This is a genomic window from Blastococcus tunisiensis (assembly GCF_900112815.1).
In the GTDB taxonomy this organism is placed as follows: Bacteria; Actinomycetota; Actinomycetes; order Mycobacteriales; family Geodermatophilaceae; genus Blastococcus_B; species Blastococcus_B tunisiensis.
Window position 1 is genome coordinate 183,217 of sequence record NZ_FOND01000005.1, and the last position, 22,573, is coordinate 205,789.

The window sequence follows — 22,573 nt, forward strand, 5'->3', positions numbered from 1 at the left end:
ACCCCGACGGGTGACGCCGGCGCCGCACGGCTCGTCCGGTCCCGCCGGGGTGCCGAGAGGACCGTGTGGACTCTCGTCGATGGTGGCTGCTCGCCGCCGCGGTTCCGGTCGCCCTCGGGTGCGCACTGGCCGCGGCGCGCCCGGCGCTGCACGTCGCCGGAGAGCTCGCGGTGGTGGGTGCCGGTCTGATCGCCGCGGTGGTGCTGTGGACCAGCGCCCCGCGCACCGCCCGCCCGCGTGCCTGGCGGCTGTTCGCGGTCGCACCCCTGTTCCCGGTCGCGGGCGCGCTGGCCGCGGCGCTCGCGGGCTCGGTCCACCCCGTCCAGCTGGCCGTCGTCCGCTGGCTGCCGACCGTGCCCGGCTACCTCGTCGCCATCATCGCGATCCTCGCGCTCGCCGACTGCCGGGGCCTGCGCGCCCGGCCCCGGGTGGTCGTCGAGGTCGCCCTCTTCCTCTTCGCCTCGCTGATCATGGTCAGCCTGCTCGTCGTCGGCCCCGCCGCCCGCTGGGCGCAGCTGGCCCTGGACGAGCGGGTGGTCCTGGGTGCCGCCGTGCTCATCACCTCGGCCACGATGGCCTCGGCACTGACGGCGCTCAGCGCGGTCGAGCCGCGCCGGCGGACGATGGCGGTGGTCCTGCTGGCCGGCACCGTGCTGCTCACCACCGGTCGCGGCCTCAGCACGTCGGCGATGCTGTCGTGGTCCCCGGTCCCGCTGGGCGTCGCCCGGTTCCCCGTCGCCGCCGGACTGCTGCTGCTCGCCCTCGCCGTCCTGCTGGACACGCGACCGGCCGCGGGGGCCGAGACCCCGCAGGCCCGGCGATCGGCCGACCTCGGGCAGCTCCTGCCGCACCTCACCCTGCTGGCGGCCGTCGTCTCCGTCGGCGCCGTCGGGATGACCGGCGAGCGGCCCACGCGGGGCATGATCGCCGGCCTGGTGTTCTGCGTCGCCCTGGCCGCGGTGCACCGCTGGCTGACCGCCCGCGCGGAGCACCGGCTGACCCGCCGGCTCCGCCGCAGCGAGGCCTACTTCCGGTCGGTGGTCCGCTCCGGGAGCGACGCGGTGGTCATCCTCGACGACGACCTGCGGATCACCTGGGCCTCCCCGGCCCTCGACCGCGCCCTCGGCGCGGCCGCGGCCGACCTCGTCGGCGAGCCGCTGCTCCGGTGCGCGCACCCCGACGACCGCGCCGGCCTGATGTCGGCCCTCCCGGTGGGCGGGTCCGTCCCGTCCCGCGTCCCGCCCGAGAGCGGTCTGCTCACGCTGCGGCTGCAGGACGCCGAAGGGGAGTGGCGCTGCCTGGAGGCCGGCGTCTCCGACCTGCGCACGGACCCCGACGTCGGTGCCGTCGTGCTGCACTGCCGCGACATGACCGAGCGGCACGCCCGCGAGCAGGCGCTGCAGGCCGTCGCCTACACCGACCCCATGACCGGTCTGCCCAACCGGGCGGGGCTGCTGCGCGTGGTGCAGGAGGCCATGACCGGTCCGGGGACGGACGGCACCACACTGCTCATGATCGAGCTGGACGGGCTGGCCGGCGTCCGCGAGAACGCCGGCCGCGACGCCGTCACCGCGTCGGTGGCCGAGGTGGGTCGCCGGCTGCGCGCCACCGTCCGCGGCGAGGACACCGTGGCGCGCCTCGGTGGCGGGGCCTTCGCCGTCCTCGCGCACGGCGACGAGGCCGACGTCGACCGGCTCGCCAACCGCTGCCTGTTCGTGGTGGAGCAGCCGATCATGGCCTCGGCCGGCCTCGTCGAGCTGACGTCGGCCATCGGGGTCGTCCCCATCGAACGCGACGCGGGGCTGGAGACCGTCCTCGGGCGGGCCGACCTCGCCGTGCGCGCCGCCCACGAGGCGGGACCCGGTTCCGCCCGTCGCTACGACACCGCCCTCGGCGAGGCCGCGGCGCGGCGCGACCGGCTGCGGCACGACCTGCAGGGCGCCCGCGCCCGCGGCGAGCTCCACCTGCTGTTCCAGCCCATCGCCTCGCTGGGGGAGAGCAGGATCACCGGGGTCGAGGCCGACCTCCGGTGGCGGCACGGCGCGCTCGGCGAGATCCCGGCGTCGGAGTTCATCCCCCTGGCCGAGCGGGCCGGGCTCATCGGCGAGCTGGTCCGCTGGAGCCTGGAGGCGGCGGCGACCGCGGCCAGCGGCCTGCCCGAGTCCGGCGCCCCGCTGCGGATCGGCATCACGGTGCCCGGCCGGTACCTGGCCGGCGGCACGCTGGTCACCGACGTCGAGTCCGCCCTCCGCGTCTCCGGCCTCGCGCCGGAACGCCTGGTCCTGCAGATCGGCGCCGCGTCGGTCGTGGCCGACGACGAGCGGCTCGGCCTCGACGTCGCCAGCCTCCGGCTCATGGGCGTGCACGTCGCGCTGCACGGATTCGGCAGCGGCTCCTCGGCGCTGGCCGACCTGACCCGCCTGCCCATCGACATCGTCAAGCTCGACCGGTCCCTGATCACCCGCATCGACCGCGACCCGCAGAGCCGCGCGCTGTGCGAGTCGGTCGTCGGCATCGGCCGGGCGCTGGGCCTGGACGTCGTCGCCGAGGGGGTCGAGACCCCGGCGCAGCTGGCGGCGCTGAGCACCTTCGGCTGCGGCTTCGCCCAGGGCTTCGCGATCGCCCGTCCGATGTCCCTGGCCGGGTTCACCGGACTGCTCGGAGGCGGGGACCGGGTGGTCCTACCCGGCCTGGTCGGGACGCCGTGACCGGTGCCGCCCGCAGGGAGTCCCAGGCCACGTTCCTGCTGCTCGCCGTGATCGCCGTGGCCATGGCGGTCCTCCGCCTGGGGATGCCCGCGGTCGCGGCGACGGCGACGCCGGCCCTCCTCGCCGTGGCCTCCGGGGTGACCGCGACGATCGTGTTCCGGCACGCCGCCCGGCTCCCCTGCCGTTCGGCCCGGCCCTGGCGGGCGCTCGGCGTCGCCGGAGCCCTGCTGGCCGTCGGCCAGACGGTCGCGACGTTCACCTGGGGCGGCCCCGAACGCGCGAACTGGGGCGACGTCCCGACGGTGCTCGCGGTCCCCGCGGTCGTGGCGGCCTGCCTCCTGCTCCTGCCACCGCGCACCGGCAGGCGCATCGGCTCCCGGGTCGTGCTCGACGGGGCGGTCGTGCTGGTGGCCGTGGCGCTCGTGGGCGCGGTGCTGCTCCGCGACGTGATGGCCCGGACCGACGGCCCCGCCTCGGCGCTCATCACCATCGGCTACCCGGCGGTGGGGGCGCTGCTGTGCGGGGTCGGGCTCGTCGCACTCGCCCGCGTCCACGACGGGCGGCGGCCGGCGGCCGCCTGGCTGCTGCTCGCCGTCGTGGCGATGACCGTCGTGGCCGTCTCCGGCGCACTCGGCCGGTACCTGGGCAGCGACGCCACCGCCGTGCTCACGCAGACCGCCTGGACCGCGATGCTCGCGGCCGGGATCCGTGCCGTCGACCGCGACCCGGGGGAGCCGGCGGACGTGCTGGAGCCGGCCGCGGGCCTGCCGCTGCTGGGGTTCTTCCTGAGCACGGTGTCGGCATACGCCGCCGGGGGCCTCGTGCTCCTGCAGGTGTGGTCCGGGCCGTCGGCGTCCCTGGTCGAGGTGGTCGGCCTCGGCGCGCTCTTGGGGCTGACCTTCGTCCGGCAGCTGCTCTGGGCCCGGGACGGGGCCCGCCTCACCGGCCGGCTGCAGCGGACCGAGGCCTACTTCCGGGCGCTGGTCAGCAGCGCCGAGGACGTGACCGCCGTCGTCGACGCACGGGGGACGGTCACCTGGTTGTCCGGGGCCGTCCGCACCCAGCTGGGGTGGACCGCCCAGGACCTGACGGGGCGCAGCCTGACCGAACTGCTCCACCCCGACGACCGCGACATGGTGGAACGGGCCGCGGCGGTGCTCTCCGGCGGACGGGCCGCCGGTCTGCCGGCCACCGTCCGGCTGCGCACCCAGGACGGCGGCTGGCGGGACGTCGAGATCACCGGAGCCGCGCGCGCCGGGGTGCCCGGCACCGCCCTGCGCGACGGCCTCGTGCTGCACCTGCGCGACGTCACCGAGCGACGCTCCTCCCAACGCGAGCTCGAGCGGCTGGCCTACACCGACTTCCTGACCGGTCTGCCCAACCGCGCCCAGCTGATGGCCGCGCTGACCCGGGCCCGTTCGCGGGCCGCGAACGGGGAGGCCGCCACCCTCCTGCTGCTGGACCTGGACGGGTTCAAGCCCGTGAACGACATCGCTGGGCACGAGGCGGGCGACCACCTGCTGGTGCAGGTGGCCGACCGGCTCCGGGCCAACGTCCGCGACGGCGACCTCGTCGGCCGACTGGGGGGCGACGAGTTCGCCGTCCTCGTGGCCGACGGGATCGAGGAGGCGACCGCCCTCGCCGAGCGGATCATCGCCGACCTGCAGACGGTCCGGCCCGCCGCGGGCGTCGGCGGCTACACCGACGGCCTCGTCCTCGACATCTCCGGCAGCATCGGCGTCACCGAGCTGCACCCCACCGACGAGGTGTCCGCGACCATCCGGCGCGCCGACCTCGCCCTGCGCGCGGCCAAGGCCGCCGGCAAGAGCTGCGTCCGCACGGCCGGCCACGCCATCGACAGCGCCATGGGCCGCCGGGCCCAGCTGGCCGCCGACCTGCCCGCCGCGATCGAGCAGGAGCAGTTCCGGGTGGTCTACCAGCCGGTGGCCGGCGTCGAGGAACGCCGGATCCTGGGTCTGGAGGCCCTGGTCCGCTGGGACCACCCCGTCCTCGGCACCGTGCCCCCCGACGAGTTCATCGAGCTGGCCGAGGCAGACGGCCTGATCGTCCCGCTCCAGCAGTGGGTCCTCCGGACGGCGACGGCGGACTTCGCCGACCTGCTGGCCGGGGGCCGCGACCTCAAGCTGGGGGTGAACGTCTCGGTGCGGCACGTGCAGGCCGGCTGCCTCGCCCCCGACGTGGCCCAGGCGCTCGCCGACTCGGGAGTGCCGCCGGACCGGCTGATGATCGAGGTGACGGAGTCGATCATGCTCGACGCCGAGGACCGGCTGCAGAGCGACCTGTCCACGCTCCGGGACATGGGCTGCATCATCTCGCTGGACGACTTCGGCCGCGGCTACTCCTCGCTGGCCTACCTCGCCCGCCTGCCGGTGGACGTCCTCAAGATGGACCGCGAGTTCATCGGCGGCATCGAGACCGATCCGCGGGGGGCCGCGCTCGTGGCCGCGGTGGTCGAGCTCGGCCGGACGCTCGGCATGGACGTCGTCGCGGAGGGCGTCGAGACCGCCGGCCAGCTGCACGCCCTGCGGGACATGAAGTGCCGCTACGTCCAGGGCTGGCTGCTCGGCCGGCCCATGGCGGCGCAGGACCTGCCGGCGTTCATGGCCGCGTTCGACCCTGCGGTCTTCGACACACGGCTGCCGAATCTGGACACCGGAGTCCACCTGGTGGGACACGCTGGTTGACGCGCCCCGCCCGCGAGGCGCACAGTGTGCGCGTGCCTAGCGCCTGCTTTCTCGACGGCTGCCCGCTCAGCCTCGTAATCGCCTAGCGCGCCGGTCCTCCGACCGACGCGCTGACCCCTCCGTGCCTGTGGCACGAGGGGTTTTTTGTTGCCCGGAGCTCGATCCACCCGCCTGCAAGCCAGGAGAAACGCCGAGATGACCACCACCCCGAGCGAGCACGCCGCCCGCACCGGCCCCGGGGAGCCCGACTCCCGGGACCGCGTCTCCCAGGACCGCGACTCCCAGGACCGCGATTCCCAGGACCGGGCCACCCGGGAGGCCGCGGCCTCCCTGACCGGCGTCGAGACCACCGCCCGGTCGATCGCCGAGGCCGCCGCCGAGCCGGTCACCGGCATCACCGGCGCGCAGAGCCTCGTCCGCTCGCTCGAGGCCGTCGGCGTCGAGGTCATCTTCGGCATCCCGGGCGGGGCGATCCTGCCCGCGTACGACCCGCTGTTCGACAGCGCCGTCCGCCACGTCCTGGTCCGTCACGAGCAGGGTGCCGGGCACGCCGCCACGGGGTACGCCCAGGCGACCGGCAAGGTGGGCGTCTGCATGGCCACCTCCGGGCCGGGGGCCACCAACCTGGTGACGCCGCTGGCCGACGCGCACATGGACTCCGTGCCGATCGTCGCGATCACCGGGCAGGTCCCCAGCGCCGCGATCGGCACCGACGCCTTCCAGGAAGCCGACATCCGCGGCATCACGATGCCGGTGACCAAGCACAACTTCCTGGTCACCGACGCCGCCGAGATCCCGCAGCGGATCGCCGAGGCGTTCCACCTCGCCTCGACCGGCCGGCCGGGCCCCGTCCTGGTCGACATCCCGAAGGACGTCCTCCAGGCCACCACCGACTTCGCCTGGCCGCCCCGGCTGGACCTGCCCGGCTACAAGCCGACCACCCGGCCGCACGGCAAGCAGGTGCGCGAGGCGGCGGCACTGATCGCCGGCGCGCGCCGGCCGGTCCTCTACGTGGGCGGCGGTGTGCTCAAGGCCGCCGCGACCGAGGAGCTGGCCGCGCTCGCCGCGCTCACCGGCGCGCCGGTCATCACCACCCTGATGGCGCGCGGCGCCTTCCCCGACAGCCATCCGCAGAACCTCGGCATGCCGGGCATGCACGGCAACGTCACCGCGGTCACGGCGCTGCAGAAGTCCGACGTCATCGTCGCCCTCGGCGCGCGGTTCGACGACCGGGTCACCGGCAACCTCGCCAGCTTCGCGCCGCACGCGCAGGTCGTGCACGCCGACATCGACCCGGCCGAGATCGGCAAGAACCGCAAGGCCGACGTCCCGATCGTGGGCGACGCCAAGGAGACCATCGCGCAGCTGACCGAGGCGCTGCGCGCCGAGCACGAGGCCGGCCGGACCCCGGACCTCGCCGCCTGGTGGACCCAGCTCGACGACTGGCGCGCGCGCTACCCGCTCGGCTACGACTGGCCCGAGGACGGCTCGCTGTCGCCGCAGTACGTCATCGAGCGGCTCGGTGCGATCGCCGGGCCGGACGCGATCTACGCCGCCGGCGTGGGCCAGCACCAGATGTGGGCCGCGCAGTTCGTGAAGTACGAGAAGCCGGGCACCTGGCTCAACAGCGGCGGGCTGGGGACCATGGGCTACGCCGTCCCCGCCGCCATGGGCGCCAAGTACGGCCGCCCGGACACCACGGTGTGGGCCATCGACGGCGACGGCTGCTTCCAGATGACCAACCAGGAGCTGGCCACCTGCGCCATGGAGGGCATCCCGGTCAAGATCGCCGTCATCAACAACGGCAACCTCGGGATGGTCCGGCAGTGGCAGACCCTGTTCTACGAGGGCCGCTACTCCAACACCCGGCTGCACGCGCGCAACGCCGACGGCACGCCCAAGGCCGTGCGGATCCCCGACTTCGTCCTCCTGGCCGAGGCGCTGGGATGCGTGGGGCTGCGTTGCGAGTCCAAGGACGACGTGGACGCGGTGATCGAGAAGGCCATGGCGATCAACGACGCCCCCGTCGTCATCGACTTCGTCGTCGGCCACGACGCCCAGGTGTGGCCGATGGTCGCCGCCGGCGCCAGCAACGACGACATCCTCGCCGCGCGCGACGTGCGGCCGGTCTTCGGCGAAGGGCAGGTCTGATCATGTCGCGCCACACCTTGTCCGTGCTGGTCGAGAACAAGTCCGGTGTCCTGGCCCGGGTCGCGGCGCTGTTCAGCCGCCGCGGGTTCAACATCGAGTCCCTCGCCGTCGGGCCGACGGAGAACCCCGACCTGTCCCGCATGACGATCGTGGTGGACGCCGACACCCAGCCGCTGGAGCAGATCACCAAGCAGCTGAACAAGCTGATCGAGATCATCAAGATCGTCGAGCTGGACTCCGCCGCCGCCGTCCAGCGGGAGCTGCTGCTGGTCAAGGTGCGCGCACCCATGGCCGAGCGCACCCAGGTGCTGCAGACCGCCGAGCTGTTCCGCGCCCGGGTGGTGGACGTCAACCCGGACACCGTCACCCTCGAGGCGACGGGGACACCCGACAAGCTCCAGGCGCTGCTGGCCGTCCTCGCCCCCCTGGGCATCAAGGAGATGGCGCAGTCCGGCACCGTCGCGCTGGGCCGGGGTCCGCGGTCGATGTCGGGCGCCGGTACCTTGCGCCCCGTCGAGCGCAGCGCCTAGTCAGAGGACCCCGTCGCCCCCCACGACGCGCTCCGCACGCCGTGGGACCCCTGCGACGGGGCCGTTCCAGCAAGTTCACAACAGAAGGAGCACCGACCGCATGGCCGCCGAGATCTTCTACGACGACGACGCCGACCTGTCGATCATCCAGGGGCGCACCGTCGCCGTCCTGGGGTACGGCAGCCAGGGGCACGCGCACGCGCTGTCCCTCCGCGACTCGGGGGTCGACGTCCGCGTCGGCCTGCCGGAGGGCAGCAAGAGCCGCCCCAAGGCCGAGGCCGAGGGCCTCCGGGTGGTGACCCCGGCCGAGGCGGCCGCCGAGGCCGACCTGATCATGATCCTGGCGCCGGACCACGTGCAGCGGACCCTGTACGCGGAGTCCGTCGAGCCCAACCTCCAGGACGGCGACGCGCTGTTCTTCGGTCACGGCTTCAACATCCGGTTCGGCTACATCAAGCCGCCCGCCGGGGTCGACGTCGCCATGGTCGCCCCGAAGGGCCCCGGTCACCTCGTGCGCCGGGAGTTCGAGAACGGCAAGGGCGTGCCCTGCCTGATCGCCGTCGAGCAGGACGCCAGCGGCACCGCGCAGGCGCTGGCGCTCTCCTACGCCAAGGGCATCGGCGGCAGCCGGGCCGGGGTCATCAAGACGACCTTCGCCGAGGAGACCGAGACCGACCTGTTCGGCGAGCAGGCCGTCCTCTGCGGCGGCGCCAGCGCGCTGATCACCGCCGGGTTCGAGACCCTCACCGAGGCCGGCTACCAGCCCGAGGTCGCGTACTTCGAGTGCCTGCACGAGCTGAAGCTGATCGTCGACCTGATGTACGAGGGCGGCATCGCCAAGCAGCGCTGGTCGGTGTCGGACACCGCCGAGTACGGCGACTACACCTCCGGTCCGAAGATCATCGACGCCCGTGTGAAGGAGTCGATGAAGGAGGTGCTCGGCGCGATCAAGGACGGGTCCTGGGCCGCGGCCTTCATCGCCGACCAGGACGCCGGCGCGCCGGACTTCACGCGTCGTCGTGCCGAGGCGGAGGCGCACCCGATCGAGGAGACCGGGCGCAAGCTGCGCGGCCTCATGAGCTGGGTGTCCGCCTCGGACGACTACACCGGGACCGCTGCCCGCAGCTGAGCCCACGGCACGCAGAGGCCCCCGCCACCGTCCCGGTGGCGGGGGCCTCTGCGTCTCCGGCCCCGTCGCGAGGGGGACGCCGGTCCTCCTAGTAGCTGATGCCCCGCGCGGCGTAGTACTCCCGGGACCGCGGCTGCATCAGCAGGAACACGGTGAGGATCGGCAGCACGAACGACAGCAGACCGGAGAACCACGGCTCGCCGTACGACATCGCGAAGACCGTGTAGAGCAGCTGGACGCCGATCGAGGCGTAGCTGCCCAGCAGCAGGAGCCGCGGGGACCGGCCCTGGATCGCCTGGATGCCGCCGTACAGGAGCACCACGGAGGTGCCGACCGACAGCAGGAACAGCAGGCCGAGCAGCGCGCTCACCTCGAAGAGCACGCCCAGCGCGAAGAGCCCGAGCAGCCCGAACAGCGAGCCGATGCCGCCGATCACGATGCCGATGATCGCCGCCGCCGTCACCTGGCCCGGCCGCTGGCCGGCGCCGTAGCCGCCCGGAGCCGCCGACCACGGACCCGGCGCGCCGTACCCCGGGCCCGGCGGCGGGGCGGCCACCCACCCGGGCCCCCCGGTCGGCGGCGGCGGTGGCGGTGCACCCCATCCGGGCTGGTCCTCCGGACCGACCGGACGTGACTGCTCCGGATCCGGACCGGACGTGGAACTGGACATGGGCGGGTCCTCCTCGTGGTGGTGGGCGGCGGGCGGCCGGTCAGCGGCCGCGGCGGGCCCGGTGCGCGGCGAAGAAGTCGGCGGACGGCTTGCGCGCGAGCAGGATCACGATCGCCAGCGCGGCGCCGAGCAGCAGCAGGCTCCAGAAGACCCCGCCCGCGCCCGAGTTGCCCGCGTCGCCGACGCTGCCGAGGAACCCGAGCAGGGTGAAGGCCAGGGCGATCGACCCGCCCACCAGCAGCAGCACCCGGCTGCGCCCGGTCAGCGCCCACACCGATCCCCAGATGACGAGCACGGTCCACACGGCCATCAGCACCCCGATCAGGGCGAAGATCGCGAACAGGCCCGTCGTGAGGTCGTCGTCCTCCGCCAGATCCCCGAAGATCGAGGCGGTGGCCGTGCCCGCCACGAAGGTCAGCAGCGTGACGACCACCCCCAGGGCGCCGAAGACGAACCCCAGGACCGCCGCGGTGACCACCGAGGCGGGCTTCGCCGGCTGGCCCGAGCCGTACTGGCCGTACGCGGGTGGCTGGCCGTACTGCTGGCCGTAGGCCCCGGGGTACTGCTGCTGGCCGTACTGCTGCTGGCCGTACGGGGGCTGCTCGTGACCCGGCTGACCGTAGGCCGGCTGCCCGTACGGTGCCGGCGTCCCGTACTGCCCGGGCTGCCCGTACGGCGGCTGGCCGTACTGGCCCGGCTGCCCGTACTGCTGGGTCCCGTACTGCTCCTGCCCGTACTGCTGCTCCCCGTACGGCTGTGCCCCGTACTGCTGCTGCTCCCCGTGCTGGGGGGAGCTGCCCGATCCCGGGGTGGACCCGGAACGACCCTGGTCGTCGGACTGGCTCATGATCTCCTCCGTCGGGACCGGTGCTGCCCGGCCTCCCCGGTCAGCATGTCCGGGCCCCCGGAACGGCACAAGGACGGCGCCCCGCACGGGTGGACGCGTCGTCGTCCTACCGGTGCGGTGTCATCCCACTGTGCGGACGCTCCTAGGCTGTGCGCCTGTGACCGCCTCCGCGCCCGGGACCAGGCCCGTCGTCCTGATCGCCGAGGAGCTCGCGCCCAGCGTGCTGGAGGTGCTCGGCGGCGAGGTCGAGATCCGGCACGTCGACGGTGCCGACCGCGGCGCGCTCCTGCCGGCCCTGGCCGACGCGGCCGCGGTGATGATCCGCAGCGCCACCCGGATCGACGCCGAGGCACTCTCGGCCGCGCCCGCCCTCAAGGTCGTGGCCCGGGCCGGGATCGGCCTGGACAACGTCGACGTCGCCGCCGCCACGGAGCGCGGCGTCATGGTGGTGAACGCGCCGACGTCGAACATCGTCAGCGCCGCCGAGCACGCGGTGGCACTGCTGCTCGCGGCGGCACGGCAGATCCCGGCCGCCGACGCCTCGCTGCGCGAGGGCGCCTGGAAGCGGTCGACGTTCATGGGCGTCGAGGTCACCGAGAAGACCGTCGGGGTCGTCGGCCTCGGGCGGATCGGCGTCCTGGTGGCCCAGCGGCTGGCCGCCTTCGGCGTCACGCTGATCGCCTACGACCCCTACATCCAGCCCGGCCGGGCCGCCCAGCTCGGGGTCCGGCTGGTCCCGCTGGAGGAGCTGCTCCGGGAGTCGGACTTCATCACCATCCACCTGCCGAAGACCCCCGAGACCCTGGGGCTCATCGGCGCTGCGGAGCTGGCCACCACCAGGCGGGGCGTGATCATCGTCAACGCCGCCCGCGGTGGGCTGGTCGACGAGGCCGCGCTCGCCGAGGCCCTCGCGTCGGGGCAGGTGGGCGCCGCCGGTCTCGACGTCTACGCCACCGAGCCGTGCACCGACAGCCCGCTCTTCGGGCTGCCCAACACCGTCGTCACCCCGCACCTGGGGGCCTCCACCACCGAGGCCCAGGACAAGGCCGGCTCCGCGGTGGCCCGCTCCGTCCGGCTGGCCCTCATGGGCGAGTTCGTGCCCGACGCGGTCAACGTGCAGGCCGGCGGCGTGGTCGCGGAGGACGTGCGACCGGGACTGCCGCTGGGCGAGAAGCTCGGCCGGGTGTTCACCGCCGTCGCCGGCGGCCTGGCGCAGTCGGTCACCGTCGAGGTGCGGGGCAAGCTCGCCGAGTTCGACGTCTCGGTCGTGCAGCTCGCCGTCCTCAAGGGCGTGTTCTCCGATGTCGTCGAGGAGCAGGTCACCTACGTGAACGCGCCGCTGCTGGCCGAGCAGCGCGGTCTGGAGGTGGCGCTGTCCAGCGACGTCGAGAGCCCGGACTACCGCAACCTGATCACCGTGCGCGGTGCCATGGCCGACGGCACCCAGGTCACGGTCTCGGGCACCCTGTTCGGCAAGAACCAGGTACCCAAGATCACCGAGGTCGACGGGTTCGACATCGACCTGGACCTGTCGGGCTACCTGCTCTTCTTCGTCTACACCGACCGGCCGGGCGTCGTCGGCACCGTGGGCGCCGCCCTCGGCGAGGCCGGCGTCAACATCGCCGGGGCCCAGGTCAGCCGGACCACCCGGGGCGGTGAGGCCCTCATGGCCGTCACCGTCGACAGCCGGGTGCCCACCGACCTGCTCGCCGACATCGCCGACCGGATCGGCGCCCGCCAGGCCCGTGCGGCCGACCTCAACCCCAACTGACCCAGGAGACGTCCCCCATGCGTTTGGCAGTCATCGCCGGAGACGGGATCGGCCCCGAGGTCGTGACCGAAGGACTGAAGGTCCTGCGGGAGGTCGCTCCCGACGTGGAGCCGACCCACTACGACCTCGGCGCCATGCGCTGGCAGCGGACGGGGGAGCTGCTGCCCGACACGGTGCTCGACGAGCTCCGCGGGCACGACGCGATCCTGCTCGGTGCCATCGGCGACCCCAGCGTGCCGCCCGGGATCCTCGAGCGCGGGCTGCTGCTGCGGCTGCGCTTCGAGCTCGACCACCACGTCAACCTCCGCCCGGCGAAGCTGTTCGACGGCGTCACCGGCCCGCTGCTGGACCCGGGGCCGATCGACATGCTCTGCGTGCGGGAGGGCACCGAGGGGCCCTACGTCGGCAACGGGGGAGTGCTCCGGAAGGACACCCCGCAGGAGATCGCCACCGAGGTCAGCCTCAACACCGCGTTCGGTGTCGAGCGGGTGGTGCGCTACGCCTTCGAGCGAGCCGTCGCCCGGCCGCGCAAGCACCTGACCCTCATCCACAAGACCAACGTGCTCACCCACGCCGGTGGGCTGTGGTCGCGGGTGGTGGAGGAGGTGTCGGCCGAGTTCCCCGAGGTCACCGTCGCCTACCAGCACGTCGACGCGGCGTCGATGTTCTTCATCACCGACCCGGCCCGCTACGACGTCATCGTCACCGACAACCTCTTCGGCGACATCGTCACCGACATCGCCGCGGCGGTCACCGGCGGCATCGGGCTGGCCGCCAGCGGCAACCTCGACGCGTCGGGGACCAACCCCAGCATGTTCGAGCCGGTGCACGGCTCGGCGCCGGACATCGCCGGCCAGGGGATCGCCGACCCCACCGCCACCGTGCTCTCCGTCGGGCTGCTGCTGGAGCACCTCGGCCGGACCGAGCAGGCCAGGAAGGTCAACGCCGCGGTGGCCTTCGACCTCTCCACCCGTGCGCCGCAGGGGCCGGTGCGCACCACCGACGTCGGCGACCGGCTCGCCGCCCTCGCCTCGGGCTGACCCGCCGGCGGGGAGAGCGTGCCGGCACCCACGTCCGCGCGCTCTCCCCGCCGGCCGGGGTGCCGGTGCGTGGTTTACTCGACGCGATGCACACCAGCGGCACGATCATCATCGCCTAGCGCGCAGTCACCTCCCCGACTGCGCGCAGACCTCCCGTACCCGGGGGGTCTTTTTCGTGTTCGGGCCAGGCAGCCACCCCGGGAGACAGCACCGTGACCACCAGCGAGACCGACTTCCACGTCTTCGACACCACCCTGCGCGACGGCGCCCAGCGCGAGGGCGTCAGCTACTCGGTCGCCGACAAGCTGGCCGTGGCCCGGCTGCTCGACGAGATCGGCGTCGGCTACATCGAGGGCGGCTGGCCCGGCGCGCTGCCCAAGGACACGGAGTTCTTCGCGCGGGCCCGCACCGAGCTCAAGCTCCGGCACGCCCAGCTCGTCGCGTTCGGCGCCACCCGCAAGGCCGGAGTCCGCGTCGAGGACGACCGGCAGGTCCAGGCCCTGCTGGACGCCGGGACGCCGGTCGTCTGCCTGGTCGCCAAGTCCGACGTCCGGCACGTCCGGGAGGCGCTCCGGACGACGCTGGAGGAGAACCTGGCCATGGTCGCCGACACGGTGGCCTTCCTGGTCGGGCACGGCCGGCGGGTGTTCCTGGACTGCGAGCACTTCTTCGACGGCTACGCGGCCGACCCCGACTACGGGGTGCAGGTCCTGCAGGCGGCGTTCGGGGCCGGCGCCGAGGTGGGGGTGCTGTGCGACACCAACGGCGGGATGCTGCCGATGGGCGTCGGCCGGGTGGTCGCCGACGTGCGCGCGCGCACGACGGGGAGGCTGGGCATCCACTGCCAGGACGACACCGGCTGCGCCGTCGCCAACACCCTCGCCGCCGTCGAGGCCGGCGTCACCCACGTGCAGGGCACGGCCAACGGCTACGGCGAGCGGGCCGGCAACGCCGACACGTTCGCCCTGATCGGCAACCTGGTGACCAAGATGGGTCTGCCCGTCGTCCCCGCGGAGTGCCTGCCGGAGCTGCAGCGGGTCAGCCACGCCATCGCGGAGCTGGCCAACATCGCCCCCGACGAGCACCAGCCCTTCGTCGGGGCGTCCGCCTTCGCGCACAAGGCCGGGCTGCACGCCAGCGCCATCAAGGTGCGCCCGGAGCTCTACAACCACCTCGACCCGGCGGCCGTCGGCAACGACATGCGCATCCTCGTCACCGAGATGGCCGGCCGGGCGTCCATCGAGCTCAAGGGGCGCGAGCTCGGCGTCGACCTCGCTGGCCAGGGCGACGCCATCGGCCGGGTCGTCGACCAGGTGAAGGTGCTCGAGGCCGACGGCTGGTCCTTCGAGGCCGCCGACGCCTCCTTCGAGCTGCTGCTGCGCGGCCAGCTGCCGGACGCGCCCCCGCCGCTGTTCGAGCTGGAGAGCTACCGCACGTCGGTGGAGCACTGGGGCAACGGCGTCGTGGTCAGCGAGGCGACGGTGAAGGTGCACCTGCTGAACGAGGACGGCACCCGCGAGCGGGTCATCAGCACCGGCGAGGGCAACGGGCCGGTCAACGCGCTGGACAACGCCCTCCGGCAGGCGCTGGTGAGCCGGCACCCGCAGCTCGCCGACGTGTCGCTGGCCGACTACAAGGTCCGCATCCTCGGCTGGAAGGGCGGCACCAGCGCCACGACCCGCGTGCTGATCAGCACGACCGACGGGGTGGGGGAGTGGACCACCGTGGGGGTGCACGACAACATCGTGGAGGCCTCCTGGCACGCCCTCGTGGACGCGCTCACCTACGCGGTGGTGCGCCGCCCGGGGGCCGCGGGCTGAGGTCGGGGCGCCGTCCCCGTCACACGGCTGGGACCCGGCTGCGGAGGAGGCAGAACTCGTTGTCCTCCGGGTCGGCCAGCACGTGCCAGCTCTCGTCGCCGCGCTGGCCGACGTCGGCGCGGGTGGCGCCCAGGCCCAGCAGCCGCGCCAGCTCCTCGTCCTGGTCGCGGTCGGTGGGGCTGACGTCGATGTGCAGCCGCACCTTGCCCGGCGTGGGACCGGCCACGGGCGCGAACACCAGCGTCGGTGCCGGGCCGCCGAAGCCGGCCTCCGGGCCGATCTCCACCGCCCCGTCGTCGTCCCGGCCGAGGACCCGGTAGTCCAGGACGGCGGCCCAGAAGGCGGCGAGCGACTCGGGGTCGCGGCTGTCGACGACGAGCTCGGAGAAGCGGCAGGCCATGGGCGGACGGTAGGCAGGAAGCGGTCCGACTAACCTCGGTCCGTGCGCATCGTTCGTTTCGCCTCCCCCCAGGGCATGTCCTTCGGCGTCCTCGACGGAGACGGCCAGGTGGCCCAGATCGAGGGGCACCCCTTCGGCCGGATCTCCTTCACCGGGGCCCGCTACGCCCAGGCCGACATCCGGCTGCTCTCGCCGATCCTCCCGAGCAAGGTGGTCTGCGTGGGCAAGAACTACGCGGCGCACGTCGCGGAGATGAACACCGGGGACGCCCCGAAGGAGCCCCTGCTGTTCCTCAAGCCCTCGACGGCGGTGATCGGCCCCGGCGACGCGATCCGCATCCCCCCGGGCAGCACGAACGTGCACCACGAGGCCGAGCTCGGCGTCGTCATCGGCGCCCGCGGGGCCCGGAACGTGACCCCGGATCAGGCGGCCGCCAGCATCTTCGGCTACACGATCGGCAACGACGTCACCGAGCGGGACATGCAGAAGAGCGACGGGCAGTGGACCCGCGCCAAGGGCTTCGACTCCTTCTGCCCGATCGGCCCCTGGATCGAGACCGACCTCGGCGGGCTGGGGCTGGACCCGGCCGACCTCGAGGTCACCTGCACGGTGGACGGCGAGCCGCGGCAGCAGGGCCGCACCAGCCAGCTCATCTTCGACGTGTCGACGCTCGTCTCCTACATCTCGCAGGTGATGACGTTGCTGCCCGGTGACGTCGTCCTCACCGGCACCCCGTCGGGGGTGGGCCCGATCCGCCCGGGCCAGCAGGTCGAGGTCACGATCCAGGGCCTGGGCTCGCTGACCAACACCGTGACCGAGGCGGAGGGCGTCTCCACCGCCGGCGGCGCCCCGTGACCCCTCCCGCGGGCGAGGTCCGGACGCGTTTCTGCCCGTCGCCCACCGGGATGGTGCACGTCGGGCTGATGCGCACGGCGCTGTTCAACTGGGCGCACGCCCGGCACACCGGCGGCACGTTCGTCGTCCGGATCGAGGACACCGACGCCTCGCGGGACTCCGAGGAGTCCTACCGGCACCTGCTCGACTGCCTGCGCTGGCTCGGGCTGGACTGGGACGAGGGGCCGGAGGTCGGGGGACCCCACGGGCCGTACCGGCAGTCCGAGCGGCGCGAGGTCTACGCCGACGTGGCGGCGAAGCTGCTCGCCGCCGGGCACGCCTACGAGTCCTTCTCGACCAACGAGGAGGTCGACGCCCGCCGCCGGACCGCGGGCCAGGACCCCAAGCTCGGGTACGACAACGCCGACCGGTTCCTCACCGATGCGCAGAAGGCGGCCTTCCGGGACGAGGGGCGGAGCCCGGTCCTGCGGCTGCGGATGCCCGACGAGGACCTGGTGTGGACCGACCTGGTGCGCGGCGAGGTGCGGTTCGGCGCCGGTTCGGTGCCGGACTTCGTCCTGGTCCGGGGCAACGGCGCGCCGCTCTACCCCTTCGTCAACCCCGTCGACGACGCGCTGATGGGCATCACCGACGTGCTGCGCGGCGAGGACCTCCTGCCGTCCACCCCGCGGCAGCTGGCGCTGTACGCGGCGCTCACCGACATCGGCGTCGCGACCGGCACCCCCCGCTTCGGGCACCTGCCCTACGTGACCGGTGACGGCAACAAGAAGCTCTCCAAGCGCGATCCGCAGTCCAACCTCGACGTCTACCGCGAGCGCGGTTTCCTGCCCGAGGGATTCGCCAACTACCTGGCTCTGCTCGGCTGGTCGATCGCCGAGGACCGCGACATCTTCTCCATGGCGGAGATGGTCGAGGCCTTCGACGTCACCCGGGTGAGCGCCAACCCGGCCCGCTTCGACCTCAAGAAGGCGGAGGCGATCAACGCCACGCACCTGCGGGCACTGCCGGTCGATGAGTTCGTCGAGCGGGTCACCCCCCATCTCGCCGGCGCCGGGCTGGTCGCACAGCCGCCGACCGCGGAGCAGCAGCGCATCCTCGAGGTCATCGCGCCGATGGCCCAGGAGCGGATGATCGTGCTCTCGGAGGCCGTGGGGCTGCTGCGGTTCCTCTTCGTGACCGACGTGGAGATCGAGCCCGCGGCCGCCGAGAAGCAGTTGGGCCCCGACGCCGCGGAGGTGCTGGACGCCGCGACCGCCGCGCTGAGCTCGCTGCCCGAGTGGTCCACCGCGCGGATCGAGGAGGCGCTGAGGACGGCGTTGGTCGACGGGCTCGGACGCAAGCCGCGCCAGGCCTTCGGGCCGGTGCGCGTGGCCGTGAGCGGGCGCACCGTGTCCCCGCCGCTCTACGAGTCCATCGAGCTGCTGGGCCGCGAGCGCACGCTCGCCCGCCTCGCCGCCGCCCGCGCCGTTCCCGCGGACGGCGGCGGACCGACCGCCGGATGACCGGACCGGGGAGGGACCCCGCGCCCGAGGTGTACGAGGGGCCGCCGCCGACGCGACGTCCCGAACCGTGGCAGCTGGCGCCGCCGTGGGCCGCGCCGCCGGCTCCCGGACCGTGGGGAGTCCCGCCCCAGGGGCCGCCACCGTGGCCGCAGCCCGAGCCGCCGCCGTGGGCTCTCGCCCGCTGGGGTCCCGGTGCCGTGGGCCCGGGCCCGGCCCCGGGGCCGTGGTCCCCGGTCCCGCCGCCGCCCGTGCTCCGGTGGGCGCCCCCGCCCGGCACTCCGCCGCACGACGAGCCGAGGACGTTCCTGCGGGCCATGCGCTCCCGTGACTGGGCCTGGTGGCGGCCGCTGCTGGGGCTGCTGCTGCTCGCCGTGGTGTACCTCGCCCTGAGCGTGGTGACCGCCGTCGCCGGGCTGTTCGGCGCCCTGGCGTCCGGCGCCGAGGTCGGCACGCTCCCGGACATCGACCTCGTGGAGTTCAGCAACCCCTGGGTCCTGCTGTTCCTCAACGCCTCGCTGATCGTCGCCATCCCCGCGGTCTGGATGGCCTGGGCCGTGGCGCACGGGATGCCCCGAGGCTGGTCCTCCTCGGTGCTGGCCCGGTTGCGCCGGCGCCTGCTGCTGCCGTACACCCTGCGCGCCCTGGCCACCCTCGGCGTCGGCATCGGCGTCTCGGTGCTGCTCGGCTTCACGGTGGGCGGCGAGGAGGTGACCGGGCCGGTGTCCTCGTTCGGCTGGTTGCTGGTCGTCGTCCTGCTGACGACGCCGTTGCAGTCGGCAGCCGAGGAGTACGTGTTCCGCGGCTACCTCAGCCAGACGATCGCCGGCTGGATCCGCGCACCCCAGGTCGGCGCGGTGGTGGCCGCACTGCTCACCGCCGCGCTGTTCGCGCTGGCGCACGGCCCTCAGGACCCGCTGACGTTCCTCGACCGCTTCGCCTTCGGGCTGGCCGCCTCGGCCGTCGTCTGGCTGACCGGCGGGCTGGAGGCGGCGATCGTGCTGCACGCGGTGAACAACGTGCTCGTGTTCGTGCTGGCCGGCAGCCTCGGGGAGGGGGTGGCGACCGACGAGGTCCCCGCCGGGATCGGCCTCGCGTTCGCCGTGGTCAGCCTCGCGTCGATGGGCGGCTACGTCGTCCTGGTCGCGCGGTCCCGCCGCCGGCTGCTGCCCGAGACGTGGACCGCGGCCGTCGACCTCCGGGTGCCGCAGCCCGCCCTCGTCCCGGCGCGCTGACCGAGGACCGGACGTCCCCCCACGCCCCGCGAGCTCGGCGCGGGCCCCTGGGGGACGGTCGTTCCCGTCGGTCACCGGGGGGTGGTGCCACCCCGGCCCGGCCGGTCGGGTATCGTCTTCTGCGGCGCCGCGAGGTGCCACCCATGGGGTATGGGGTAATTGGCAGCCCGACGGTTTCTGGTTCCGTTAGTCTAGGTTCGAGTCCTGGTACCCCAGCGAGGAAGCATCGGTTCCTGGCGATGCAGCTCCTCCGCACCACCGCACGGCCCCGTCGTCTAGCGGCCCAGGACGCCGCCCTCTCACGGCGGTAGCGAGGGTTCGAATCCCTTCGGGGCTACAGCGATCGAGAGCCCCCGGCCTTCCCGGCCGGGGGCTCTCGGCGTCTGTCGGGACAGCCACGGTCGCGGTTCCGGTCCTGGCTCCGGACGCGAGTCGGGGGACGGCCACGGATCCGGTTCCGGTCGTGGGTCCGGTCGTGGCTCCGGGCGCGTCCTCCCTCAGCTCCGAGCGTCCTCCCGCACCGCCCACGCCGAGGGAGGACGCTCCATGATCAGGTTCCCTGATCATGGCGGGGGCCGGGGGTGTGCGTCGCGGCGTCCGCGGCGCGTGGCAGAATGTGCGAGCACGGCCCCGTCGTCTAGCGGCCTAGGACGCCGCCCTCTCACGGCGGTAGCGAGGGTTCGAATCCCTTCGGGGCTACACCGTGCGAGAGCCCCCGACCGGCAGGTCGGGGGCTCTCGCCGTTCCCGGGAGTGCCCGGCTCCGCGGTCGGGATCCGGCGGCTCAGCCCGGCAGTACCGTGACCGGCACCCGCTGCACGAGGTTGTTCGCCATGCCCTGCCGGTTCCACTCCGGCTCGACCGGCTGGGTGCCCTGCTCGTCGGTGGCCCGCACCAGCAGCTCGTGCGCCCCGGGGGCCGCGGTCCACGCGCAGGTCCAGCCGCGCCAGGCGAACGGGTGGTCGGGGTCGGCCGGTCCGAGCGCGGCGTCCTCCCAGGTGCGGCCGCCGTCGGTGCTCACCTCCACCCGCGTGACCGGGGCGCGCCCGGACCACGCCCGCCCCGACAGCGGCACGGCGCCGGCGCGGACGAACCGCTCCCGGGTCATGAAGTCCGGCCAGCCGGGCGGGGCCATCAGCGCGCGCGGCCGGATGCGGGTGACCGGGTCGCCGGCCTCCTCCGCGTCCACCTTCAGCCGGTAGGCCGTGGCGTTCTGGTAGCCGGTGAAGGGCTCGGTCAGCACGTCGATGCGGGTCAGCCACTTCACGTGGGCCATCCCGTACCAGCCGGGGACCAGCAGCCGCAGCGGCGCACCGTGCTGCGGCGGGAGCGGCTGCCCGTTCATCGCCCAGACCAGCAGCGCCTCCGGGTGCAGCGCGTCGGCCAGCGGCAGCCCCCGGGCGTAGTCCTGCTCGACGCCGCGCTCCACGCCGTGGTCGGCACCGGTGAAGGCGACGTCGACGGCGGCGGGGGAGATCCCGGCCTCCTCCAGCAGCGGGGCCAGCGGCGTGCCGGTCCACTCCGCCGTCCCGACGGCCTCCAGCAGCCAGGGCTGGCTGACCGGCCGCGGCTCGAGTCGGGCCCGGCCGTTGCCGGCGCACTCGAGCAGCACGCGGGAGGTGACCGCAGGCCGCCGCACCAGGTCGTCGAGGCGGAGGGCGAGCGGACGGTCGACGGCGCCACCGATGCGGAGCTGCCAGGAGGCCGGGTCGACGGCGGGGATGTCGAAGTGGGTGAGCACGTAGTGCAACCCGGGCGGGGTCACGTCGTACCGGAGGGCCTCCAGGGGCAGGCCGTGGTTGCGGGTGGCCAGGGCGAGCTCGTCGAGGCCGATGCCCTCGCCGGGCTCGGCGATCCGGGCCATCCCGCGGTTCTCGGTGGCGGTCATGGGTCAGTGTCCGGCCGGGCGGGCGGCGGCGTCCAGTACTTCGTCGTCCGCCGGCAGGCCGTCGCCGCCGTCGGCCGCGCCGCCCCGGAACGCCATCGGCCGGCCGCAGGCGCCGGCGATCCACGGCGAGTCGGTCAGCTGCACGTGCAGGTGCGGCTCGCTGCTGTTGCCCGAGTTGCCGCACTCGGCCACCTGCCGGCCGGCGTCGACGGCGTCCCCGACGGCCACCCGCACGGAGCCGCGGCGCAGGTGCGCCAGCACCGCGTACGTGCCGTCGCCGGCGTCCACGACGACGTGGTTGCCGAGCAGCCACCGGCTGCCGGCCACCTGGCGCACGAAGCCCTCGACGACCACCAGGAACACGAGGGACAGCCAGCCGCTGCGGGCCCGGTGGTCGCGGCGCCGGTCGTGCACCCGGACGACCGTGCCGGGAACGGGGGAGCGGATCGGCAGCCCGAAGGCCGGGTAGTCGGTGACCGGCCGCCACTGGCCGCCGGACCCGAACGCCGGCCGCCCACCGTCGGCCGGCTCGGCCGCCAGGTCGATCGCCCAGGTCTGCCCGAGGCCGTGGGTGCCGTGCGAGGGCACCTTCGTCGCGGGGGAGTTCAGCGCCCGCCAGGGGCCGTCCACGGGCGGCTCGACGACGCGCACCGGCGCGTCCGGGGGCCCGACCCGGTCCAGGACGATGAACGCGACCAGCAGCAGGAAGCCGATCAGCGGGCCCAGGGTCACGCCGATCTCACCCGCGGCGATGAGCAGCACGCCGGGGACCAGCAGCAGCGGACGGGTCCGGGCGGCGGCACGGCGCGGGTTCATGCCGTCACCGCCGCGAGGACGACGTGCAGCGGGACGACCCGCTCGGCCGGCACGGCGTAGGCGCCACGGGCCGTGGTGCGCAGCCAGCCCGCCGCGGTCAGCTGCCGGAGGTGGTGGTGCAGCTGGCCGCTGGTGCCCAGGCCCGGTAGCGCGGCGAGGGCCGCCGTGCTCGTGCAGCCGGACAGCACCTCCCGCAGCAGCCGCAGGCGCACCGGGTGGGCCAGGGCGGCGAGCACCGGTGCGGTGGCCGCGTCGGCCGCGTCGTCCCCGCGCGCCTGGTCGGCGGCGTGGGTGCGCTGCCAGGCGTACTCCTCGCCGGTGGGCAGGGCGACCCGCCCGGCGTAGACGACCGCCCCGCCGGGCAGCGCGCCGGCGTCGGCGTCCAGCCCGTCGAGGACCCAGAAGCGGGCGCCGGCGCCCTCCGGTCCGTCGGCAGGGGCGCGGTGCGGTGCGGCACGCTCGAGGGCGGCCAGCCGCTCCTCGATGGCGCGCAGGCGGGCGTCGTCCATG

Annotated in this window: 17 protein-coding genes and 3 tRNA genes; 14 read left to right on the forward strand and 6 right to left on the reverse strand. The window is 74.2% G+C overall.

Annotated elements, in window-relative coordinates; genetic code table 11:
• The first annotated feature begins 65 nt into the window (after positions 1-65).
• The 5 genes from BM142_RS08540 to ilvC all read left to right on the forward strand — a co-directional run bounded on the left by BM142_RS08540 (position 66) and on the right by ilvC (position 9,223).
• Complete coding sequence (locus BM142_RS08540) at positions 66-2,708, forward strand: putative bifunctional diguanylate cyclase/phosphodiesterase (RefSeq protein WP_092196344.1); 2,643 nt, start codon at positions 66-68, stop codon at positions 2,706-2,708.
• Positions 2,705-5,413: a putative bifunctional diguanylate cyclase/phosphodiesterase gene (locus tag BM142_RS08545; protein ID WP_092196345.1), complete on the forward strand. Its 2,709-nt coding sequence runs from the start codon at positions 2,705-2,707 to the stop codon at positions 5,411-5,413. The genes BM142_RS08540 and BM142_RS08545 overlap by 4 nt, the downstream gene beginning before the upstream one ends.
• Positions 5,414-5,608: 195 nt before the next feature.
• A complete protein-coding gene (locus tag BM142_RS08550) occupies positions 5,609-7,564 on the forward strand; it encodes an acetolactate synthase large subunit (protein WP_175527167.1) in 1,956 nt (651 codons plus the stop codon).
• A 2-nt stretch (positions 7,565-7,566) separates the two neighbouring features.
• Positions 7,567-8,094, forward strand: a complete 528-nt coding sequence (gene ilvN / locus BM142_RS08555) for an acetolactate synthase small subunit (RefSeq protein WP_092196346.1) — start codon at positions 7,567-7,569, stop codon at positions 8,092-8,094.
• A 100-nt stretch (positions 8,095-8,194) separates the two neighbouring features.
• Positions 8,195-9,223 (forward strand): ketol-acid reductoisomerase, encoded by a 1,029-nt coding sequence (ilvC, locus tag BM142_RS08560; protein WP_092196347.1) that lies wholly within the window; start codon positions 8,195-8,197, stop codon positions 9,221-9,223.
• An 88-nt stretch (positions 9,224-9,311) separates the two neighbouring features.
• Here ilvC and BM142_RS08565 read toward each other — a convergent pair whose 3' ends face one another.
• Entirely contained in the window at positions 9,312-9,893 is a 582-nt protein-coding gene (locus BM142_RS08565; protein ID WP_092196348.1) for a hypothetical protein, read from the reverse strand.
• Positions 9,894-9,933: 40 nt separating this feature from the next.
• The gene (locus BM142_RS08570) at positions 9,934-10,740 is read right to left on the reverse strand and encodes an ABC-2 transporter permease (protein WP_092196349.1); all 807 of its coding nucleotides are present in this window, start codon (positions 10,738-10,740) and stop codon (positions 9,934-9,936) included.
• A gap of 157 nt (positions 10,741-10,897) precedes the next feature.
• Between BM142_RS08570 and serA the strand changes: the two genes are divergently transcribed.
• The 3 genes from serA to cimA all read left to right on the forward strand — a co-directional run bounded on the left by serA (position 10,898) and on the right by cimA (position 15,371).
• The gene (serA, locus tag BM142_RS08575) at positions 10,898-12,511 is read left to right on the forward strand and encodes a phosphoglycerate dehydrogenase (protein ID WP_092196350.1); all 1,614 of its coding nucleotides are present in this window, start codon (positions 10,898-10,900) and stop codon (positions 12,509-12,511) included.
• A gap of 17 nt (positions 12,512-12,528) precedes the next feature.
• Complete coding sequence (locus BM142_RS08580; protein WP_092196351.1) at positions 12,529-13,551, forward strand: 3-isopropylmalate dehydrogenase; 1,023 nt, start codon at positions 12,529-12,531, stop codon at positions 13,549-13,551.
• 212 nt (positions 13,552-13,763) lie between these two features.
• Positions 13,764-15,371 carry a citramalate synthase gene (gene cimA / locus BM142_RS08585; protein WP_092196352.1) on the forward strand — a complete coding sequence of 536 codons (1,608 nt, stop codon included), beginning with the start codon at positions 13,764-13,766 and terminating at the stop codon, positions 15,369-15,371.
• Positions 15,372-15,390: 19 nt separating this feature from the next.
• Here cimA and BM142_RS08590 read toward each other — a convergent pair whose 3' ends face one another.
• Entirely contained in the window at positions 15,391-15,771 is a 381-nt protein-coding gene (locus BM142_RS08590) for a VOC family protein (protein ID WP_092196353.1), read from the reverse strand.
• A 42-nt stretch (positions 15,772-15,813) separates the two neighbouring features.
• Here BM142_RS08590 and BM142_RS08595 point away from each other — a divergent pair, with 42 nt between their 5' ends.
• The 6 genes from BM142_RS08595 to BM142_RS08620 all read left to right on the forward strand — a co-directional run bounded on the left by BM142_RS08595 (position 15,814) and on the right by BM142_RS08620 (position 20,059).
• Positions 15,814-16,626 carry a fumarylacetoacetate hydrolase family protein gene (locus tag BM142_RS08595; RefSeq protein WP_092196354.1) on the forward strand — a complete coding sequence of 271 codons (813 nt, stop codon included), beginning with the start codon at positions 15,814-15,816 and terminating at the stop codon, positions 16,624-16,626.
• Positions 16,623-18,128 carry a glutamate--tRNA ligase gene (gene gltX / locus BM142_RS08600; RefSeq protein WP_092196355.1) on the forward strand — a complete coding sequence of 502 codons (1,506 nt, stop codon included), beginning with the start codon at positions 16,623-16,625 and terminating at the stop codon, positions 18,126-18,128. The genes BM142_RS08595 and gltX overlap by 4 nt, the downstream gene beginning before the upstream one ends.
• Before the next feature lie 314 nt (positions 18,129-18,442).
• On the forward strand, positions 18,443-19,360 hold the full coding sequence (locus BM142_RS08605; protein ID WP_092196356.1) for a CPBP family intramembrane glutamic endopeptidase: 918 nt from the start codon (positions 18,443-18,445) through the stop codon (positions 19,358-19,360).
• Positions 19,361-19,504: 144 nt separating this feature from the next.
• Positions 19,505-19,576 (forward strand) — tRNA-Gln (locus BM142_RS08610).
• A gap of 48 nt (positions 19,577-19,624) precedes the next feature.
• Positions 19,625-19,697: transfer RNA gene (locus tag BM142_RS08615), tRNA-Glu, on the forward strand.
• A gap of 289 nt (positions 19,698-19,986) precedes the next feature.
• Positions 19,987-20,059, forward strand: a tRNA-Glu gene (locus BM142_RS08620).
• An 84-nt stretch (positions 20,060-20,143) separates the two neighbouring features.
• Here BM142_RS08620 and BM142_RS08625 read toward each other — a convergent pair.
• Genes BM142_RS08625 through BM142_RS08635 form a run of 3 tightly spaced genes read right to left on the reverse strand, consistent with a single transcriptional unit; the run spans position 20,144 to position 22,572 of the window.
• Complete coding sequence (locus BM142_RS08625) at positions 20,144-21,247, reverse strand: sulfite oxidase (protein ID WP_092196357.1); 1,104 nt, start codon at positions 21,245-21,247, stop codon at positions 20,144-20,146.
• A 3-nt stretch (positions 21,248-21,250) separates the two neighbouring features.
• Entirely contained in the window at positions 21,251-22,063 is an 813-nt protein-coding gene (locus tag BM142_RS08630) for a M23 family metallopeptidase (protein ID WP_092196358.1), read from the reverse strand.
• Positions 22,060-22,572, reverse strand: a complete 513-nt coding sequence (locus BM142_RS08635; RefSeq protein ID WP_092196359.1) for an ArsR/SmtB family transcription factor — start codon at positions 22,570-22,572, stop codon at positions 22,060-22,062. The genes BM142_RS08630 and BM142_RS08635 overlap by 4 nt, the downstream gene beginning before the upstream one ends.
• Position 22,573 lies beyond the last annotated feature (1 nt).

Excerpts from the sequence above, each read along its gene's own strand:
- BM142_RS08550 (WP_175527167.1), top strand. The coding sequence starts at position 5,609 with ATGACCACCACCCCGAGCGAGCACGCCGCCCGCACCGGCCCCGGGGAG.
- ilvN (WP_092196346.1), top strand. The coding sequence starts at position 7,567 with ATGTCGCGCCACACCTTGTCCGTGCTGGTCGAGAACAAGTCCGGTGTC.
- ilvC (WP_092196347.1), top strand. The coding sequence starts at position 8,195 with ATGGCCGCCGAGATCTTCTACGACGACGACGCCGACCTGTCGATCATC.
- BM142_RS08565 (WP_092196348.1), bottom strand. The coding sequence starts at position 9,893 with ATGTCCAGTTCCACGTCCGGTCCGGATCCGGAGCAGTCACGTCCGGTC.
- BM142_RS08570 (WP_092196349.1), bottom strand. The coding sequence starts at position 10,740 with ATGAGCCAGTCCGACGACCAGGGTCGTTCCGGGTCCACCCCGGGATCG.
- BM142_RS08580 (WP_092196351.1), top strand. The coding sequence starts at position 12,529 with ATGCGTTTGGCAGTCATCGCCGGAGACGGGATCGGCCCCGAGGTCGTG.
- BM142_RS08590 (WP_092196353.1), bottom strand. The coding sequence starts at position 15,771 with ATGGCCTGCCGCTTCTCCGAGCTCGTCGTCGACAGCCGCGACCCCGAG.
- BM142_RS08605 (WP_092196356.1), top strand. The coding sequence starts at position 18,443 with ATGCGCTCCCGTGACTGGGCCTGGTGGCGGCCGCTGCTGGGGCTGCTG.
- BM142_RS08625 (WP_092196357.1), bottom strand. The coding sequence starts at position 21,247 with ATGACCGCCACCGAGAACCGCGGGATGGCCCGGATCGCCGAGCCCGGC.
- BM142_RS08630 (WP_092196358.1), bottom strand. The coding sequence starts at position 22,063 with ATGAACCCGCGCCGTGCCGCCGCCCGGACCCGTCCGCTGCTGCTGGTC.
- BM142_RS08635 (WP_092196359.1), bottom strand. The coding sequence starts at position 22,572 with ATGGACGACGCCCGCCTGCGCGCCATCGAGGAGCGGCTGGCCGCCCTC.